General features: G+C 65.2%; 19 protein-coding genes. 8 read left to right on the top strand and 11 right to left on the bottom strand.

Annotated features, from left to right (window positions below; all coding sequences use genetic code 11):
* Nucleotides 1–21 precede the first annotated feature (21 nt).
* Nucleotides 22–2,313 carry a CDC48 family AAA ATPase gene (locus tag QU44_RS04745; RefSeq protein ID WP_033920526.1) on the top strand — a complete coding sequence of 764 codons (2,292 nt, stop codon included), beginning with the start codon at nt 22–24 and terminating at the stop codon, nt 2,311–2,313.
* A 28-nt stretch (nt 2,314–2,341) separates the two neighbouring features.
* Here the strand turns inward: QU44_RS04745 and QU44_RS04750 are convergent, their stop codons facing one another.
* The gene (locus tag QU44_RS04750) at nt 2,342–3,604 is read right to left on the bottom strand and encodes an MFS transporter (RefSeq protein WP_052134358.1); all 1,263 of its coding nucleotides are present in this window, start codon (nt 3,602–3,604) and stop codon (nt 2,342–2,344) included.
* 172 nt (nt 3,605–3,776) lie between these two features.
* Between QU44_RS04750 and QU44_RS04755 the strand changes: the two genes are divergently transcribed.
* From QU44_RS04755 to QU44_RS04780, 6 genes are all read left to right on the top strand, one after another.
* Complete coding sequence (locus tag QU44_RS04755) at nt 3,777–4,424, top strand: class I SAM-dependent methyltransferase (protein ID WP_033920529.1); 648 nt, start codon at nt 3,777–3,779, stop codon at nt 4,422–4,424.
* 75 nt (nt 4,425–4,499) lie between these two features.
* On the top strand, nt 4,500–5,573 hold the full coding sequence (locus QU44_RS04760) for a type III polyketide synthase (RefSeq protein ID WP_033920533.1): 1,074 nt from the start codon (nt 4,500–4,502) through the stop codon (nt 5,571–5,573).
* Nucleotides 5,570–6,259 (top strand): methyltransferase domain-containing protein, encoded by a 690-nt coding sequence (locus tag QU44_RS04765; protein ID WP_033920538.1) that lies wholly within the window; start codon nt 5,570–5,572, stop codon nt 6,257–6,259. Before QU44_RS04760 ends, QU44_RS04765 begins: the two co-directional genes overlap by 4 nt.
* A complete protein-coding gene (locus QU44_RS04770) occupies nt 6,244–7,353 on the top strand; it encodes an NAD(P)/FAD-dependent oxidoreductase (protein ID WP_052134340.1) in 1,110 nt (369 codons plus the stop codon). The genes QU44_RS04765 and QU44_RS04770 overlap by 16 nt, the downstream gene beginning before the upstream one ends.
* 4 nt (nt 7,354–7,357) lie before the next feature.
* Entirely contained in the window at nt 7,358–7,756 is a 399-nt protein-coding gene (gene msrB, locus QU44_RS04775) for a peptide-methionine (R)-S-oxide reductase MsrB (RefSeq protein ID WP_033920550.1), read from the top strand.
* A 50-nt stretch (nt 7,757–7,806) separates the two neighbouring features.
* Nucleotides 7,807–9,951, top strand: coding sequence for a transglycosylase domain-containing protein (locus tag QU44_RS04780; protein ID WP_033920553.1), 2,145 nt, complete (start codon nt 7,807–7,809; stop codon nt 9,949–9,951).
* On the opposite strand, the gene QU44_RS04785 is transcribed toward QU44_RS04780, so the two are convergent.
* Genes QU44_RS04785 through QU44_RS04795 form a run of 3 tightly spaced genes read right to left on the bottom strand, consistent with a single transcriptional unit; the run spans nt 9,924 to nt 11,646 of the window.
* Nucleotides 9,924–10,556: a YgjP-like metallopeptidase domain-containing protein gene (locus tag QU44_RS04785; RefSeq protein ID WP_052134341.1), complete on the bottom strand. Its 633-nt coding sequence runs from the start codon at nt 10,554–10,556 to the stop codon at nt 9,924–9,926. The genes QU44_RS04780 and QU44_RS04785 overlap by 28 nt on opposite strands.
* 47 nt (nt 10,557–10,603) lie before the next feature.
* The gene (locus QU44_RS04790) at nt 10,604–11,053 is read right to left on the bottom strand and encodes a YcgN family cysteine cluster protein (RefSeq protein WP_033920554.1); all 450 of its coding nucleotides are present in this window, start codon (nt 11,051–11,053) and stop codon (nt 10,604–10,606) included.
* The gene (locus tag QU44_RS04795; RefSeq protein WP_231621611.1) at nt 11,050–11,646 is read right to left on the bottom strand and encodes an SCO family protein; all 597 of its coding nucleotides are present in this window, start codon (nt 11,644–11,646) and stop codon (nt 11,050–11,052) included. The genes QU44_RS04790 and QU44_RS04795 overlap by 4 nt, the downstream gene beginning before the upstream one ends.
* An 84-nt stretch (nt 11,647–11,730) precedes the next feature.
* Here QU44_RS04795 and QU44_RS04800 point away from each other — a divergent pair, with 84 nt between their 5' ends.
* Nucleotides 11,731–12,357: an ankyrin repeat domain-containing protein gene (locus QU44_RS04800; protein WP_231621612.1), complete on the top strand. Its 627-nt coding sequence runs from the start codon at nt 11,731–11,733 to the stop codon at nt 12,355–12,357.
* Between the two features lie 18 nt (nt 12,358–12,375).
* Here QU44_RS04800 and QU44_RS04805 read toward each other — a convergent pair whose 3' ends face one another.
* From QU44_RS04805 to dnaQ, 7 genes are all read right to left on the bottom strand, one after another.
* Nucleotides 12,376–12,858, bottom strand: a complete 483-nt coding sequence (locus QU44_RS04805; RefSeq protein ID WP_231621613.1) for an MmcB family DNA repair protein — start codon at nt 12,856–12,858, stop codon at nt 12,376–12,378.
* Nucleotides 12,859–12,940: 82 nt separating this feature from the next.
* Entirely contained in the window at nt 12,941–13,726 is a 786-nt protein-coding gene (locus QU44_RS04810) for a cell wall hydrolase (protein WP_231621614.1), read from the bottom strand.
* 47 nt (nt 13,727–13,773) lie between these two features.
* On the bottom strand, nt 13,774–14,109 hold the full coding sequence (locus QU44_RS04815; protein ID WP_033920560.1) for a DUF1491 family protein: 336 nt from the start codon (nt 14,107–14,109) through the stop codon (nt 13,774–13,776).
* Nucleotides 14,106–14,567, bottom strand: a complete 462-nt coding sequence (locus QU44_RS04820; protein ID WP_033920561.1) for a PaaI family thioesterase — start codon at nt 14,565–14,567, stop codon at nt 14,106–14,108. Before QU44_RS04820 ends, QU44_RS04815 begins: the two co-directional genes overlap by 4 nt.
* Nucleotides 14,554–15,012, bottom strand: a complete 459-nt coding sequence (locus QU44_RS04825) for a PTS sugar transporter subunit IIA (RefSeq protein WP_033920711.1) — start codon at nt 15,010–15,012, stop codon at nt 14,554–14,556. The genes QU44_RS04820 and QU44_RS04825 overlap by 14 nt, the downstream gene beginning before the upstream one ends.
* 35 nt (nt 15,013–15,047) lie before the next feature.
* Nucleotides 15,048–15,650, bottom strand: a complete 603-nt coding sequence (gene hpf, locus QU44_RS04830; RefSeq protein ID WP_033920562.1) for a ribosome hibernation-promoting factor, HPF/YfiA family — start codon at nt 15,648–15,650, stop codon at nt 15,048–15,050.
* A 52-nt stretch (nt 15,651–15,702) separates the two neighbouring features.
* A complete protein-coding gene (dnaQ, locus tag QU44_RS04835) occupies nt 15,703–16,383 on the bottom strand; it encodes a DNA polymerase III subunit epsilon (protein WP_033920564.1) in 681 nt (226 codons plus the stop codon).
* Nucleotides 16,384–16,390: the final 7 nt, after the last annotated feature.

The raw sequence follows: 16,390 nt of genomic DNA on the forward strand, positions 1-16,390 counted from the left end.
CACGCGGGAGAGAACGATATCATGGCCGACGACGAAGACAGCCGCACGCGCAAGCTGCAAGTGGCCAATGCCCGATCCGAAGACAGCGGTCGCGGCGTCGCGCATCTGCCGCGCGCCCATATGACGGCGCTTGGCCTGTTGGAGGGCGATGTCATTGAGATCGTTGGCAAGCGGGTTACGCCAGCGCGCGCCGTGCTGCCCTATGCCGAGGATGAGGGGCTCGAAATCCTCCGCCTCGACGGGTTGCAGCGCGCCAATGCCGGGGTCGGATCAGGCGATTTCGTCGAAGTGCGAAAGGTCGAATCGAAACCCGCGACTCGAGTCGTGCTGGCACCGGCTTCGGCCAATCTGCGGCTTCAGGGGTCGGCAACCGCCCTCAAGCGCACCTTCCTCAATCGTCCCCTGTGCCAGGGCGACACTGTGTCGACCGTCGGGCAACAGCGAGTCGCGAACATCCCGCCCAATGTCGCACAGCATCTGCGCGCGCCGGCCTATGCGCTGCAGGAAATCCGCCTCGCGGTGATCTCGACGGTCCCGCGCGGCGTCGTCCATATCGACGACGCCACCGAAATCGAGCTTCGCGCCGATTACGAAGAGCCAAAGGAAGCGCGCCGCGCCGACGTCACCTATGACGATATCGGCGGCATGACCGCGACGATCGACCAATTGCGCGAGATGGTCGAATTACCGCTGCGCTATCCTGAATTATTTCAGAGGCTTGGCGTCGATCCGCCCAAGGGCGTGTTGCTGCACGGCCCCCCCGGCACCGGCAAAACCCGGCTGGCGCGCGCGGTCGCCAATGAATCCGACGCCGAATTCTTCCTGATCAACGGGCCGGAGATCATGGGTTCGGCTTATGGCGAATCCGAAAAACGGCTGCGTGAGGTGTTCGAGGAGGCAACCCGCGCGGCCCCCTCGATCGTGTTCATCGACGAGGTCGATTCGATCGCCCCGCGCCGTGACCGCGTTCAGGGGGAGGCCGAAAAGCGGCTGGTTGCGCAATTGCTTACCTTGATGGACGGGCTCGAATCGCGCGCCAATCTGGTCGTCATCGCCGCCACCAACCGGCCCGAGGCGATTGACGAGGCGCTTCGCCGTCCCGGTCGCTTCGATCGTGAGATCATCGTCGGCGTTCCCGACGAGCGTGGCCGGCGCGAGATTCTGGGCATCCACACTCGCGGCATGCCGCTGGCCGAGGATGTCGACCTCGACGAGCTTTCGCGCACCACCTATGGCTTTGTCGGTGCCGATCTTGCCGCGCTCACCCGCGAGGCGGCGATCGATGCGGTGCGCCGGATCATGCCCCGCCTGAACCTCAGCGACCAGACGATTCCCGCCGAAGTGCTCGACACGCTGTCGGTCAGGCGCAGCGACTTTATCGAAGCGCTCAAGCGGGTCCAGCCTTCGGCGATGCGCGAGGTGATGGTGCAGGTGCCGCAGGTGCGCTGGAGCGACATCGGCGGCATCGATGCGGCACAGGAACGGCTGCGCGAAGGCGTCGAGCTGCCGATGCGCGAGCCCGCCGCGTTTCGCCGGATGGGAATCCGCGCCGCACGCGGCTTCCTGCTCTATGGCCCGCCCGGCACCGGCAAGACCCTGCTCGCCAAGGCGGTGGCACGCGAATCGCAAGCCAATTTCATCGCCATCAAATCGAGCGACCTGCTCAGCAAATGGTATGGCGAAAGCGAACAGCAGATCACCCGGCTGTTCGCCCGCGCGCGCCAGGTCGCGCCGTGCGTGATCTTCATCGACGAACTCGATTCGCTGGTGCCCGCACGCGGCAGCGGTGCCGGCGAGCCGCAAGTGACCGAGCGCGTGGTCAACACCATCCTTGCCGAGATGGACGGGCTTGAGGAACTGCAATCGGTGGTGGTGATCGGCGCGACCAACCGGCCCAATCTGATCGACCCGGCGCTGTTGCGTCCGGGCCGTTTCGACGAACTGGTCTATGTCGCGGTGCCCGATGCCGCCGGGCGCAAGCGGATCCTCGAAATCCAGACCGAAAAAATGCCGCTTGCGGGCGATGTCGATCTGGCATCGATCGCCAATCGTGCCGAACGCTTCACCGGGGCCGATCTCGAGGACATTGTCCGCCGCGCCGGGCTGATGGCGCTGCGCGAATCGATCGCCAGCACGCAAGTGAACATGCGCCATTTCGAAGCAGCCTTGGGCGAATCACGCGCAACGGTGACGCCCGAGATGGAGCAGGAATATGAGCAAATGGCATCGCGGCTGAAGCAGGATTCGGTGTCGCTGCAACCGATCGGCTTCATCGCGCCGGGGATGCTCCAACCGCGCGGTGCAAAGGACTAGGCGAGGAAGGATTCCCCGCCTGAGGGGATCAACGCTGCCGCAACGTCGCCCAGGCATAGCCCAGCAACAATACGAGTGCGGCCGCTGCCACCAGATAGGGCAGCGGCCGCCATAGTTCATACAGCCCCACCCCGATCGACGGCCCGAGCACGAACGCCGCGCCGTTCACCGACGTCACCTTGCCCGCGACCGATCCTTGCGCCGCCGGCCCCACCGCCAGCGATGCCCCGGCGGTAAAGCCCGGCCGCAGGAAGCCGAACCCCATCGACGCCAATCCAAAGCCCATCGCAATTCCGTACAGCGACGCCGCATTGCCGACCGCGACGCACCCCAATGCGGCGAACACGCACCCGGCAAAGATCAATGCGGCGGGCTTGAGGTTCAGCAACGGGATAAAGCCCCATTGCACCAGCAGCGACGCCCCCGCACCGATCATCAGCACGATGCCGGTCGGCCCCAGCGCCTCGATCGGCGGCACTGCCAGCCGGTCGATGATCAGGAATCCGATCGCCTGGCCGGTCATCGCCTGGGCATGCCCCATCACCAGCCCTATGATCATCCAGGCGCGGATCCGCGCGTCGAAAAAGCCGATCTGCTCGATATTGGGTTGCGTGGCGGCGGTGATCGCCGCGCCCGAAGACTGGCCGCCGATCGATGGATAGCTTTGCGCCGCGCCATGCCCCTCGGTCAGTTCGTCCGCGCCGTTATCGTCGGTCGATCGGTCATCGGGCAGCATCCGCCACACCACGATCGTCATCGCCAGCCCGAACAGCCCGAACAGATATGCCGGCCCCGACAGCCCCACCTCGACCGCGCCGATGCTGCCCAGCACCAGATACGGCCCGATCGCCGGCCCCAGGATCGTTCCCAGCCCGAATGCCGAGCCCAGCAAGGCCAGCGCCTTGGTCCGTTCCTCGCGCGTTGTCTGCCCCGCCACCATCGCCTGCACCGCCGGCGGTGCCGCCGCGCCCAGGCTGCCATAGATCATCCGCCCGCCGACAAAGGCGACGAACGCCGCGGTAGGCGCGATCCAGCCGTTGATACCGGCCATCAGAAACACGGCGCAAACGAACAGCGACAGGGTGAAACCGCACAGTCCCAGCAGCACCATCGCCCGCCGCCCACGCCGATCCGATCGGTTGGCCCAAAATGGGGCAGCCACCACCCACAACAGCGCCGAGATCGAAAAAGCGGCGGCAACCGCGCTATCGGCCACCCCCAATGACCGCCCGAGCGCGGGCAGCACCGATTGCAGCGCGGTATTCCCTGCCGCGATGGTGAGCATCACCATAAACAACAGGGCAAAGGTGCGATCGAGCCGTTCCACCCCCCTGGATTAACCGCCCAGCGGATCGGTGCAAGCCATCGCACGCTGCAACCGCAGGACGTCGCCGATCGTTACAACTTTACGACTCCGTCATGACACGGCATGGTCGCCACACTTTTCCCAGCATGAGTTTGCGATGACCCCTGTAACGACGACGCCTTCCAGTCGCGCCGCCCGACGATCGGATGCGACCCCTTCGCCCTGGGGCATGTTCCTGCGCGGTTTTATCAAACACCCGGTGATGGTCGGTTCGATCGTGCCATCATCGAAGAAGTTGATGGATCGCATGCTCGATCGGGTCGATTGGTCGGCGACCAAATTATTCGTCGAATATGGCCCGGGCACCGGCAATTTCTGCAAGGCAGTGCTCGAACGCCTCGCCCCCGATGCGACCTTGCTGGCGATCGACACCAATCCCGATTTCGTTCGCTATCTGCGCCAGACGATCCGCGACCCGCGCTTGATCGTGGTGCTAGGATCGGCCGCCGATGTGCGGCAGATCATCGCCGATCATGGTCACACCCATGCCGATTATGTTCTGTCGGGCCTGCCCTTCTCCACCTTGCCTGCCGGAGTCGGCGACGCGATCGGTCTTGCGACCCGCGATGTGATTCGGCCAGGCGGCGCTTTTCTGGTCTATCAGTTCACCACCAAGTGCCGAGATTTCTTCGATGCGCATTTTGGCCGTATCGACCATGCCCTCGAATGGTGGAACGTACCGCCAGCTCATCTGTATTGGGCGTGGGCCGACGATGCGCTGTGCGAGATTGACCTTGCCGCCTGATTGTCGCCCATAGGAAGAGGCCGCCTGATCGGGTAGCAAAAGCACGGCGTATCCAGCGCCCGATAGCGAGGGCATGTGCAGCCAGTTGACGCCTGTTTGAATGCCGTCGCTACTGCGGTGCCGAGTCACGACATTCACGCGGCCTTTATCGATTGGGCGCAGCGGCGAATCCCCGATCGGCGCGATGCCATCCTGTTTCGCCGAATGGCCGATCGTGCGGGCATCCGCCATCGCTGGTCGGTCTTGCCCCCCACCGGCTCGGGCGGATCGCCGGTGGCCCCCGATGGCTTTTATGGCGGCGGTCGCCTGCCCGGCACCGCCGAACGGATGGACCTCTATGCCACAGCGGCACCGACGCTTGGCATCGCCGCGATCGAAGCCTTGGCGGAACGCGCCGACCTTTCGGGCGTCACCCATTTCGTCGTCGCCAGTTGCACCGGCTTTGTCGCGCCCGGCATCGACCAGGTCATCGCCCGCGCCATCGGCTTGCCCCCCAGTGTCGAGCGGCTGCTGGTCGGCTTCATGGGCTGTTACGCCGCGGTAGCTGCGCTGCGAAGCGCGCGGCATATCGTCCGGTCCGAGCCTGCGGCGCGCGTGCTGGTGCTGTGCGTCGAACTTTCGACGCTGCATTTGTCCGACACCGCCGAACTCGAACCGTTGCTGGCGATGCTGCAATTCGGCGACGGTGCCGCCGCCGCTTTGGTCAGTGCCGACCGCCACGGGCTGGCGATCGACGCGCCGTTCGCCACCACCCTGCCCGACAGCGACCAGCTGATCCGTTGGAACATCACCGATCAGGGCTTTGTGATGCATTTGTCGGGCGAAGTGCCCGCGCGAATCGCCGCTGGGCTCGGTGACCCCGATTTCGTGGCGGCGCTGACGGGGGGACGCGATCCGCAGGCGATCGATGCCTGGGCGGTGCATGCAGGGGGCCGGTCGATCCTCGATTCGGTCGAACGCGCGCTGGCGCTGCGCCAGGGCATGCTCGCCGATTCGCGCGACGTGCTCGATTCCTTCGGCAACATGTCGTCGGCAACCTTGATGTTCGTGCTCGAGCGAACGCTTGCCCGGCCGGTCGATCATGGCGTTGCGCTCGCCTTCGGCCCCGGTCTTGCCGCCGAGGGGTTCGCATTTCGGAGCGTTCGATGAACCTCGCACAGCGCGCCATTGCCGATGAACTGATGGACGCGCCCGACCTGGCCCCCGAAACCTATGCCGCCGTGCTGCGCGACCTGGCAAAGGTGAACGCGATCACGCTGGCGGCGCGGCCGACGCTGGCGTTTCTCGACCAGATTGCCGAGCGCGCACGCAGCATCCGCATCCTCGATGTCGGCTATGGCGATGGCGACATGCTACGGCGAATTGCGGCCTGGGCGGTACGGCGCGGCGTCACCGTCGATCTGGTCGGTATCGACCTCAACCGCCTCAGCGAACAGGTCGCGCGCGCCGACACCCCCGCGCACCTGCCGATCACCTATCGCACCGGCGATTATGCCGATCTGGCGGGCCAGGGCTGGGATGTCGTGCTCAGCAGCCTGGTCGCGCATCACATGACGCATGATCAGCTCATCGCGTTTCTGCGCTTCATGGACCGCGAAGCGCGGCTGGGCTGGTTCGTCAACGACCTGCATCGCCATGGTTTCGCCTATGCCGGTTATCCGCTGCTTGCGCGGCTGATGCGCTGGCATCCCATCGTTCGCCACGATGGCCGCCTGTCGATCGCGCGATCCTATCGCCCCGGCGAATGGCCGCCGATCCTGGCCGAGGCCGGGCTGGCCGATGTCGAAGTCCGCCGCGCCTTTCCGTTCCGATTGTGCCTGTGCAAGCGCCGCTGATCATAGGGGCCGGCCTGGCAGGCTGTGCCGCCGCCATCACCCTGGCTCGCTCGGGCACGCCGCCGCTGATCCTAGAACGCAGCGCCGAAACCGGCGATGCGATCTGCGGCGGCTTCTTAAGCTGGCGCTCGCTCGACGCGCTCGAGCGGCTGGGAATCGACCGAAGCGCGCTGGGTGCCGCCGATGTGAGCCAGGTCCGGCTGTTCGCGGGCAAACACACCGCCACCGCCGCGCTGCCGCACACCGCCAAAGGCGTGTCGCGCCGCCATCTCGATACGCTGATGCAGGCACGGGCAGTCACGGCGGGGGCAACGCTCGATCGCGGCGTCGCGGTGCGTGCGTTTGACGGCGGCAAGCTGCGGCTGGCCGATGGCGGCGAACTCAAGCCCGCCACGCTGTTTCTGGCGACCGGCAAGCATGATCTGCGCGGCCTTGCCCGCGACACACCGTCGCTTGCCGACCCGACCATCGGGCTTCGCACCCGCATCCCCGCCGCCCCCGGCCTTGCCCGGCTGGTGCGCGGCGCGATCGAGCTGCATTTGTTCGATCGCGGCTATGTCGGGATGATGCTGCAAGAGGATGGCAGCGCCAATCTGTGCCTCGCGGTGCGCCGGTCCCGCATGCGTGCCGAGGGCGATCCTGCGGCCTTGCTGGCGGCGATCGGGCACGAAATCCCTGCGCTTGGCGATCGGCTGGCCTATGGCAGCGGCGCGATAGATGCGATCGCCAACGTCCCCTATGGCTGGCGCGCGCTGGCAGCCCCGCTGGCGGCGTGGCGGCTGGGCGATCAGGCGGCGGTGATCCCCAGCCTGGCGGGCGAAGGCATGGGCATCGCGCTCGCCAGCGGCATCGCCGCCGCCAATGCCTGGGTCGCCGGTGCCAGCGCCGACACCTTCCAACGCGGCTTGGCCGCCCAGACCCGCGCCCCAGTCGCCCGCGCGCGCATGCTGCGTGATCTGGCCGAACATCGCGCCGGTGCGCGGCTGTTGCTTGCCGCCACCGCAGCCATCCCCGGAGCCGCCGGCCTCGCGGCAACGCTAACCCGCATCACCCACCGGCCCATTGACGTCACCGCTGCGGCACAACACATTTAAGGCTATGCAAAAGCTCAACCTGTCCGAAGCCGAATGGCGCGATCGCCTGACCCCCACCCAATATCATGTCCTGCGCGAAGCGGGCACCGAACGCGCGTTTTCGGGCGAATTGAACGCCAACAAGGCCGATGGCCTCTATCATTGCGCCGCCTGCGAACTGCCGCTGTTCGACAGCGACGACAAGTATGATTCAGGGTCGGGCTGGCCCAGCTTCACCCGCCCCTTGAGCGCCGATGCGGTCGAGGATCGCCGCGACACCAGCCACGGCATGTTACGGATCGAAAGCCTGTGCGGGCGCTGTGACAGCCATCTTGGCCATGTCTTCCCCGATGGCCCGCCGCCGACCGGCCAGCGTTACTGCATGAACTCGGTATCGCTCGAGTTTCGCCCGCGCGACGCCTGAAGCTCAGCCTCTTGTGACCGGGCGACTGAGCGCGTATCCAGCACCCACTCATGGCAACCGCGACTAAAAAGACCCGCGCGCCGCGCTGGCGCCGCTTCGCGGTCTGGACCCTTGGCACTGGCGCGGCGCTTGCGCTGATCGGGCTGATTGCCCTGGTGATCGCGGTCTATACCGCGCGTTCGTCGCTGCCGTCGTTCGACACGCTCAAATCATCGCCCAACGGCCAGATGATCCGGGTGCATGCCGCCGACGGCACGGTGATCGTGTCGCTGGGGCCAAGCTATGGCGAATGGATCGAATATGCCGACATTCCCACCGTCATGCGCCAGGCGATGGTCGCGGTCGAAGATCGCCGCTTTCGTTCGCATTGGGGGGTCGACCCGATCGGCATCGCGCGATCAGTAAAGCTTGCCTATCAATATCGCGGCACCGACCGGCGCTTGCAGGGCGCCTCGACGATCACCCAGCAGGTGGCGCGCACCGTCTTTCTGTCGAACAAATATGATTTCGGGCGCAAGATCCGCGAGATCATCCTGGCGCTGGCGATCGAGCGCAAGTTCAGCAAGGATCAGATCCTCGAACTCTATCTGAACAAGGTATATTTCGGCGGCGGAGCCTATGGCATCGACGCCGCCTCGCGCCGTTTCTTCGCGCACCCGGCAACCAATTTGTCACTGTCCGAAGCGGCGGTGATCGCAGGCCTGGTCAAGGCACCCTCGCGCTATTCACCCACCGCCGATGCCGAAGCGGCGCGCGGACGGGCGGGCGTGGTGCTCGACGTCATGGTCGAAACCGGCGCGATCACCCGCTCGCAAGCGGCAAGGGCCGAACCGTCCGAGGTCAAGCTCGCGCCCGAGCCCAAGCGCAACAGCGTCCGCTATTTCACCGACTGGGCCTTGCCCCAGCTCGAAATGCTGATCGACGAAACCGACGCCCCGCTCGACGTGTGGACGACGCTCGATTTGTCGATGCAAGCCAGTGCCGACGCCGCCATTCGCGAAAATGCGCCCGCCGGCGTGCAAGGCGCGCTGGTCTCGCTCGACCGCGACGGCGCGGTGCGCGCGATGATCGGCGGCAAGGATTATGTCTCGTCCAACTATAACCGCGCGACCCAGGCAACGCGCCAGCCGGGTTCGGCATTCAAGCTGTTCGTCTATCTCGCGGCGCTCGAAGCCGGGGTGAAGGCCGACGATCAAGTCGTCGACGAACCGGTGACGATCAACGGCTGGAGCCCGCGCAACAGCTCGGGCCGCTTTGCCGGGGCGATGGATGTCCGCTCGGCCTTTGCCTATTCGGTCAACACCGTTGCGGCGAAGCTGGGGCAGGAAGTCGGCTTCGCCACCGTCGCCGATATGGCGCGCCGTTTTGGCATCACCACCCCGGTCGATACTCGCCCCGCGATGGTGCTGGGCACCAGCGATGTGCGGCTGATCGACATGACCCGCGCTTATGCCAGCGTGGCACAGCGCGGCGTCGCGGTCACGCCCTATGGCATCACCCGAGTCACCGCCAATGGTGCGGTGATCTACGCGCACGAGGTCGATACCTCGCGCGTGCTGGTCGCCCCCTATGTCGCCGCGCAAATGACCGACCTGCTGCAAACCGCCGTCGCCACCGGCACCGGGCGCGCCGCGTCGATCGGTCGCCCGGTGGCGGGCAAGACCGGCACCACCAGCTCGAACAAGGATGGCTGGTTCATGGGCTTTTCCAGCGGCCTCACCACCGGCGTGTGGATGGGCCGCGACGATGCTCGCGCGGTCGGCGGCCTGCAAGGCGGCACCGCCCCGGCCAAGGCGTTCGCCAGCTTCATGCGCAGCGCGGTCGCCAAACGTCCGCCCGAGCAGTTTGAAACCGAGGTTACCTTGCCCGAATGGCAGCTGGAGCCCGATGATGAATCCTATTTCGGCGAACCCGATAACGGCTTGTTCGTCGACGAGTATGGCATGCCGATCGCCTCGGATCGCGAGGCTACGCCCGATGGCCGCGGCGTCTATGTGACACCGGGCGAGGAAGAATCGGCACCGCCGCCGCCAGCAGAACGCGAAACCCTCGACGCCGATTGGATCAACCGCGCGCTTGGCCGCAATCCGCCGCCGCGCCGCGAGCGTGACGAACGCGCCATTCCGCCGCCGACAGCCCGCGATACCCCGCCCCGCGACCAGCGCGTTTACGAGGACGAACGCCCGAACCAGTGAAGGCCAGCGCCATGCCGGCGTAGCCATGCCATCGCCGGGGCCGGGTCATCGCCCAGCAGCCGCGCCGTCGCGGCGTGAAAGGCCGGGCTGTGGTCCATGTGCAGCCGGTGCGCCACCTCATGCGCGACCACCGCGCGGCGGACAAAGACCGGCGCAAACACCAGCCGCCAGCTAAAGCGGATCGCCCCGGTCGAGGTGCAACTGCCCCATCGCGTGCGCGGATCGCCGATCGCCACCCCCGCAATCGCAATGCCCGCCGCGCCGGCAATCGCGCGCGTATCGGCATCGAGCAGCGTTAGCGCCTCACGCTTCAGCCATGCCTCTACCCGTGCGCCCACCCGGTCAGCGGGACCGCCGACGATCAGCAGCGCCCCCTCGCGCACCGGCACCCGCCGCGCTGGCTCGCGCCAGGCGATGCACAGCCGATCGTCGCCAAATGGTATTTCCGCGCCATCGCAGAACGGTATCGCCGCCGGCAGCCGCGCGCGTTGCGCCTCGATCCAGCCCCGCTTTTCCTCGGCCCAGGCAAGCGCGGTGCGTGCCGATCCGCGCTTGGGAATGGTCAGCCGCACACGCCCGCTGGCCGGATCGATCGACAGCCGCATGCCCCGGGCACGGGGGTGGCGGACGACATCGATGTCGTCCGGCGCGCTCACAATTCGCGGTCGATCAGATGATGTTCGAGGTCGCCGGCGTCATTTTCCGAAATCGTCCAGCCGCGCACCGATACGCCCGCGCGATGCACCGCATCGCGATCGCCGCACACCAGATAATGCCATTCGGGCAGCGGCAGGAACTCGGCGCGCAGCCGATAGGCACAGGTCGATGGCAGCCAATGGATCCGATACACCGCCTTTGGCGTCAACCTGACGCAATCGGGCACATAGGCGCGCCGATTGCGATAGTCGCTGCACTGCGCGGTTGCGGTATCGAGCAATTTGCACGCGACATTGGTCGCCGCCAGCTCGCCGGTATCCTCATCCTCGAACTTGTGCAGACAGCATTTGCCGCAGCCGTCGCACAACGCTTCCCATTGTCCGCGATCGAGCTTTTCGATCGGGACATCGCCTTCCCAGAAACGACCGCTGGCAGGTGCGTTCAACGTACCCAGCGCTTCAACACATCGACCACGGCCTGCGGGCTTTCATCGGCTGGGATCAGCGCGATCGGCTGTCCCTCAGGCCCCATCAAATAGGTAATGCGGGTGTGATCGACCAGATAGGCGTCGGGATTGGGCGAATCGCGCTTGGTCGCCATGCCGGCATAGGATTTCAGCACCGCGGTGATCGCCTCTTGCGAACCCGTCAGCCCCACCGCGCGTGGATGGAAATTGGCGACGAACTCGCCCACCACCGCCGGCGTATCGCGCGCAGGATCGACGGTAATGAAGATCGGCACCACTTTTGCCGCCAGCGCCGGATCGCTCGCCTCGAATTGTTTCAGCCCCGCGCCGATATTCTGCATGTCGATCGGGCAGACATCGGGGCAAAAAGTATAGCCGAAATACATCACGCGATATTTGCCGGCAAAATCGGTGTCGCGCACCGTCTGTCCCTTGGCATCGGTCAGTGTGAATGGTCCGCCGATGCGGGCACCGGCCAGCGGCGGCTCGGTCAACGGCTCCGAAGCCTGCTGTCCGCACGCGGCGAGCAGCAGAAACAACAGGGCGGCGAAGTGGGTTTTGAACTCGTTCATGGCACCGCCAGCCATGATCTGATAGATCGCCGGATGCAAGCTGCAGACCTTGCGACCTGCGTTACCGATTGGGGAAATCTGCCCGTGACCATTACCGCCCGCGCCGCCCGGCTCGCCCTTGCCTTCTCGCTGGTGACATTGCCCGCGACCTTCGCCGCGCCGGTTGCCGCACAGCAATTCTCGGCCGGCTACAAGTTTCTGAAGGCAGTGCGCGACGCCGACGGGGCCGAAGTGAACAAGATCCTGGGCGAACCCGGCCAGTCGATCATCAATACCAAGGATCGCTCGACCGGCGAAGGCGCGCTGCACATCGTCGCCAAGCGCAGCGATGCGACCTATCTTCGCTTCCTGCTGCAAAAGGGGGCCAATCCGAACATGACCGACGAACGCGGCAACACGCCGATGATGCTCGCGGTCGAAAACGGGTTCAGCGAGGGGATCGACGCGCTCAAAACCTATAAGGCAGACCCCAATATCGCCAATCACAGCGGCGAAACCCCGCTGATCCGGGCGGTACAGATGCGCCGCTTCGAAATCGTGCGCGATCTGTTGGCGGCAGGTGCCGATCCCGATCAGACCGATGTCATCGCCGGGCTGTCGGCGCGCGAATATGCCGTTCGCGACGCCCGCTCGCCCGCCATCACCAAATTGCTCGCCGACGCCCCAAAACGCGCCCGCGCCCCGGCGGGAGCAGCAGGCCCACGGCTGTAACATCCTCGGCAATATCGCTTACAGACCGGCTGCAAACCCGATCGTTTCGGGATCGACCGCCCCCATCACCCGCCGCGCCGCCCGCCTGGCGAACGCAAGCGTGCATTTGCGCCGGGTAGCGGCGGCCAGCGAATGCGTCCGCGCCTCGCGCAGGATCGCAGCATCATAGCGATCGGCAACGATCACGCCGGCACGCTCGGGCAGAAACGCCTCGCGCTCGAGTGGTGCCGCGTCGAAGCCCTCGGGCACTGCCCAGAAAAAGCGGTCGCAATGGTCCAGATAGTCGGTCCATTTGCCGTCGCCCAGCAGATCGGCACGCGACACCTTGATCTCGACGATGACGATCCCGCCATTGGCATCGATCGCCATCAGATCGGCACGCCGCCCGCCAGCCAGCGGCATTTCGGCGATGGCGACGCAATCATGGCGCAACAACATCCGCGTCACCCCGCGCACCACATCGGCAGCGCAGGGTGACAAGGGTAGGGCAGGGGCAAGCATCATGCCCGCCTTTTAGAACATTACACGAACAATGAAAAGCCAGGGCAGCGCGGCTACTCGCCTGCCTGCCCCTCGGCATCGCTCAACGGTAAAAGATGTGGTTTCCCAGCGACGCCACTTTGGCGCGGTTCCAGCGCGGTGACACATGCCGCGCGTGGAAGAACATCGCATTCGACGCGCTGCTTTCCCACAATTCATCGCGCGCTACCTTGGCAACCGCAATTGCCGTGCGCCACGCGGCTGACCCAGTCGAAACGCTGGGCAGACGCCCGCCGCGAACGAAGGAAAACTGGCCGCGTTGCTTCAGCACCGAACAGGCGGTGTTAGGAAAACGCCCGGATTCAGAACGGTTCAGGATCACTTCGGCGACGGCAAGCTGGCCGTGCAGCGGTTCGCCCTTGGCCTCGTAATAAATGCCGATGGCCAGGCAGCGCAGCTCTTCATCGGGACTATCGGGCACGCTTTGCGCGGCAACCGCATCGGCAAGCGAAGCAAAATCAGCTTCCACCGCGTCAGGTTGCGCCAGGGTGGGCGGCCCTTCATCCCCTTCGCTGGTCCATTCAGCGGGCACGATCGGTGCGGGCGGAATAGGAAGCTGTGCGGGCTGGGCGATGATATTGGTTTTAATCTCGGGCCGATCAGCGACCATCAACTCGCTATTGGCGAGTTCATAGGCGAGGCCCGGTGTCGTGGCACATACCATGATGGCCGCGCAAAGAGTCACAGCCACCGATCCGGCGGCACGTGCAAAAAGCTTCATTGTCGAACTAAAAAATGCGGTGGATGCGCTAACGACGACTGACAAGTCAGCGCCGATCGGACAGTCCCCCGACTGCGTAACCGTACGGGATCGCACCCCGTTCGACACAACGCTTCCGAAACGAATTTCGCCTATCTATCGCCTGCGATTTATTGTCAATCGTTAACGATTATGTCCGCGACCAGTCGTTCCGCCGATGCGACGTCCACCTCGACCACCCACAGGTCGGGATCGTTACGGCGCCGTCGTTGCCAATATTCGGTCGCCGCCGGCGAATCGGCATCCGCCGGCCCCGCCACGATCAGTGCTGGAATACCGTTGCGCCCGTAACCGCGTTCATAGAATCGGGCATGTTCGCCGCGATCGAGCGCCAGCACCAGGATCGCGCCGCCCATCGCCTCACCCCGGGCCAGCACCATCGCGCTGCCCCCGGCATCATGCGTCTGGCGCACCAATGCGCTCACCCGCACATGGCTGGCCAACCGGCTCATGCCGCCTGATATCCGGGCAACCCGGCTAGCGGGATGCGCGATCGCATGAACGTGCCGGTGCCGCGCGCCGCCTCTTCGCCGTCGCCCGCGATCAGTCGCGCATCGGCGACGAACACCCGCCGCTGGCCGCTGATCCAGCGCCCCTCGGCAATCACCGGCCCCTCACGCAACGGCGCGGTGAACAACAGGTTGAACTGAGTCGTCAGCAGGAAACGGTCGGTGACCAGGCTGTTGGCGGCATAAAAGGCGGCATCGTCGAGCATCTTGAAATAGCTCGTGCCATGCGCCGCGCCTGCGGCATGGAAATAGCGCGGATCGATCGTGAAATGGATCCGCGCCAGCCCCGCCTCGGGTATCTCCAGCCGCGACTCAAATAAACGATTGATCGGCGCGGCAGCATAAAGCGATTCGAGCGCGCGGTGATGCGCCTCCGCGCCCGAGGGTTCAGGCAGCGGCATCGCGGGTTTCCACCCCTGTCAGCAGCGCGAACAATGCATCGGTCGATGCCGCGCCGCGCAGTTTCTCGGCCAGCGTCCGATCGCGCAGCAACCGCGACACCCGGGCCAGCGCCTTCAGATGATCGGCCCCGGCATCGACCGGGGACAACAGCATGAACACCAGATCGACCGGCAGGCCATCGACTGCATCGAAATCGACCGACTGTACCAGCCGTACGAACATCCCGCGCACCCGATCGAGCGTTTCGATCCGGGCATGCGGAATCGCGATGCCGCCGCCAAAGCCGGTCGACCCCAGTTTCTCGCGCGCCGCCAGCCGTTGGCCTACCAATTTGGTATCCAGCCCCAGCCGCTCACCCGCAAGCGCTGCCAGTTGCTGGAACAACGGCTTTTTGCCGCTCACCGAAACGCCCGATACGACCGAGTCATGCGTCAGTATTTCGATCGGATCGGGCGGTACCGCGCTCCCTGCGAAATCGCTCACGAAGCGCGGTTGGGCTCGACCCAGCCGATCGTGCCGTCATTGCGGCGATACACCATATTGAACGCGCCGGTGCCGCTGTTCTTGAACAGCATCGCATTGGTGTGGCGCAGGTCCAGCATCATCACCGCATCCGAAACCGTCGCTTCGGGCACATCGACGCGGGTTTCGGCGATGATCAGCGGCGCGTCGGCCTCGACCTCTTCGACTTCGTCGGGCGTGCTGCCAAACACCGTATAGCCGGCATTGTCGTAGCTATTGTCATAGGCCATGCTCTCGGCAACCGCATTGGCCTGGCCGGCATTGCGGTCCTTCAGCCGGCGCATGTAGCGGCGGAGCTGCTTTTCGATCTTGTCGGCAGCCCCGTCGAACGCGCCATGCGCTTCCTGGCCGTTATTGGCGCTCTTGAGCACCAGCCCCTGCATTACATGCGCGACGATGTCACAGGTAAAGCCATGATCATGCGGCCCCTTGCCGAACACCACCTGCGCCGAGATCGCGCGGGAGAAATACTTGTCGGCAATCGCCTGGAGCCGGTCGGTGACCTGCTGCTGGAGTGATCCGCCCGTTTCGACCTGGTGGCCCGAGACGCGAACTTCCATGACAATCTCCTGAGTTACAAGGGGTGCGACCTAGGGTCGCGCAATACCGTCGTCAACCAGACGCCCAGAGCGGCTCCTTCAGCTCGGCGATGAACGCGGCATGCCGCGCCAGCTCGTCTGCCGATGCGGCAAACACCCGTGGCGGGCGGGTCGCGACAATGCTCGGATCGGCAATTTCGATCGTTTCGACTGCGACATCCTCGACCAATCCCAGCCCGATCTGCCGCCCGCCCGACAATTCGACATAGACCTGCGCCAGCAATTGCGCGTCGAGCAGTGCGCCGTGCAGCACGCGCCGGCTACGGTCGACGCCGAAGCGGCTGCACAGCGCATCGAGCGTATGTTTTGCGCCGGGCAGTTTCTGGCGTGCGATCTGCAGCGTATCGACCATCCGCGACATCGCCACCTTCGGCCTGCCGCAGCGGTGCAATTCGCCGTTCATAAACGCAAAATCGAACCCGGCGTTGTGCGCGACCATCGGCGAATCGCCGATGAAATCGAGCAGCGCCTCGACCTCTTCGTGGAACAGCGGCTTGTCGCGCAAAAAGGCGTCGGACAGGCCGTGTACCGCCTGCGCCTCGGGCGGCATCGGTCGTTGCGGATTGAAATAGACGTGGAAAACTTCGCCGGTCTCACATTGGTTGACCAGCTCGACACAGCCGATCTCGACCACCCGATCGCCTGCTGCAAAGCTCAGGCCGGTGGTTTCTGTATCGAAGACAATTTCACGCATCCCAACC

Origin of the sequence: Sphingomonas sp. 37zxx (assembly GCF_000786205.1) — a bacterium.
In the GTDB taxonomy this organism is placed as follows: Bacteria; Pseudomonadota; Alphaproteobacteria; order Sphingomonadales; family Sphingomonadaceae; genus Sphingomonas.

Coding starts and splice junctions, on each gene's coding strand:
- hpf (WP_033920562.1), bottom strand. CDS start 15,650: ATGGAAGTTCGCGTCTCGGGCCACCAGGTCGAAACGGGCGGATCACTC.
- msrB (WP_033920550.1), top strand. CDS start 7,358: ATGCAAAAGCTCAACCTGTCCGAAGCCGAATGGCGCGATCGCCTGACC.
- QU44_RS04815 (WP_033920560.1), bottom strand. CDS start 14,109: ATGAGCCGGTTGGCCAGCCATGTGCGGGTGAGCGCATTGGTGCGCCAG.
- QU44_RS04750 (WP_052134358.1), bottom strand. CDS start 3,604: ATGGTGATGCTCACCATCGCGGCAGGGAATACCGCGCTGCAATCGGTG.
- dnaQ (WP_033920564.1), bottom strand. CDS start 16,383: ATGCGTGAAATTGTCTTCGATACAGAAACCACCGGCCTGAGCTTTGCA.
- QU44_RS04755 (WP_033920529.1), top strand. CDS start 3,777: ATGACCCCTGTAACGACGACGCCTTCCAGTCGCGCCGCCCGACGATCG.
- QU44_RS04765 (WP_033920538.1), top strand. CDS start 5,570: ATGAACCTCGCACAGCGCGCCATTGCCGATGAACTGATGGACGCGCCC.
- QU44_RS04745 (WP_033920526.1), top strand. CDS start 22: ATGGCCGACGACGAAGACAGCCGCACGCGCAAGCTGCAAGTGGCCAAT.
- QU44_RS04805 (WP_231621613.1), bottom strand. CDS start 12,858: ATGCTTGCCCCTGCCCTACCCTTGTCACCCTGCGCTGCCGATGTGGTG.
- QU44_RS04785 (WP_052134341.1), bottom strand. CDS start 10,556: ATGCGGCTGTCGATCGATCCGGCCAGCGGGCGTGTGCGGCTGACCATT.
- QU44_RS04795 (WP_231621611.1), bottom strand. CDS start 11,646: ATGAACGAGTTCAAAACCCACTTCGCCGCCCTGTTGTTTCTGCTGCTC.
- QU44_RS04820 (WP_033920561.1), bottom strand. CDS start 14,567: ATGCCGCTGCCTGAACCCTCGGGCGCGGAGGCGCATCACCGCGCGCTC.
- QU44_RS04780 (WP_033920553.1), top strand. CDS start 7,807: ATGGCAACCGCGACTAAAAAGACCCGCGCGCCGCGCTGGCGCCGCTTC.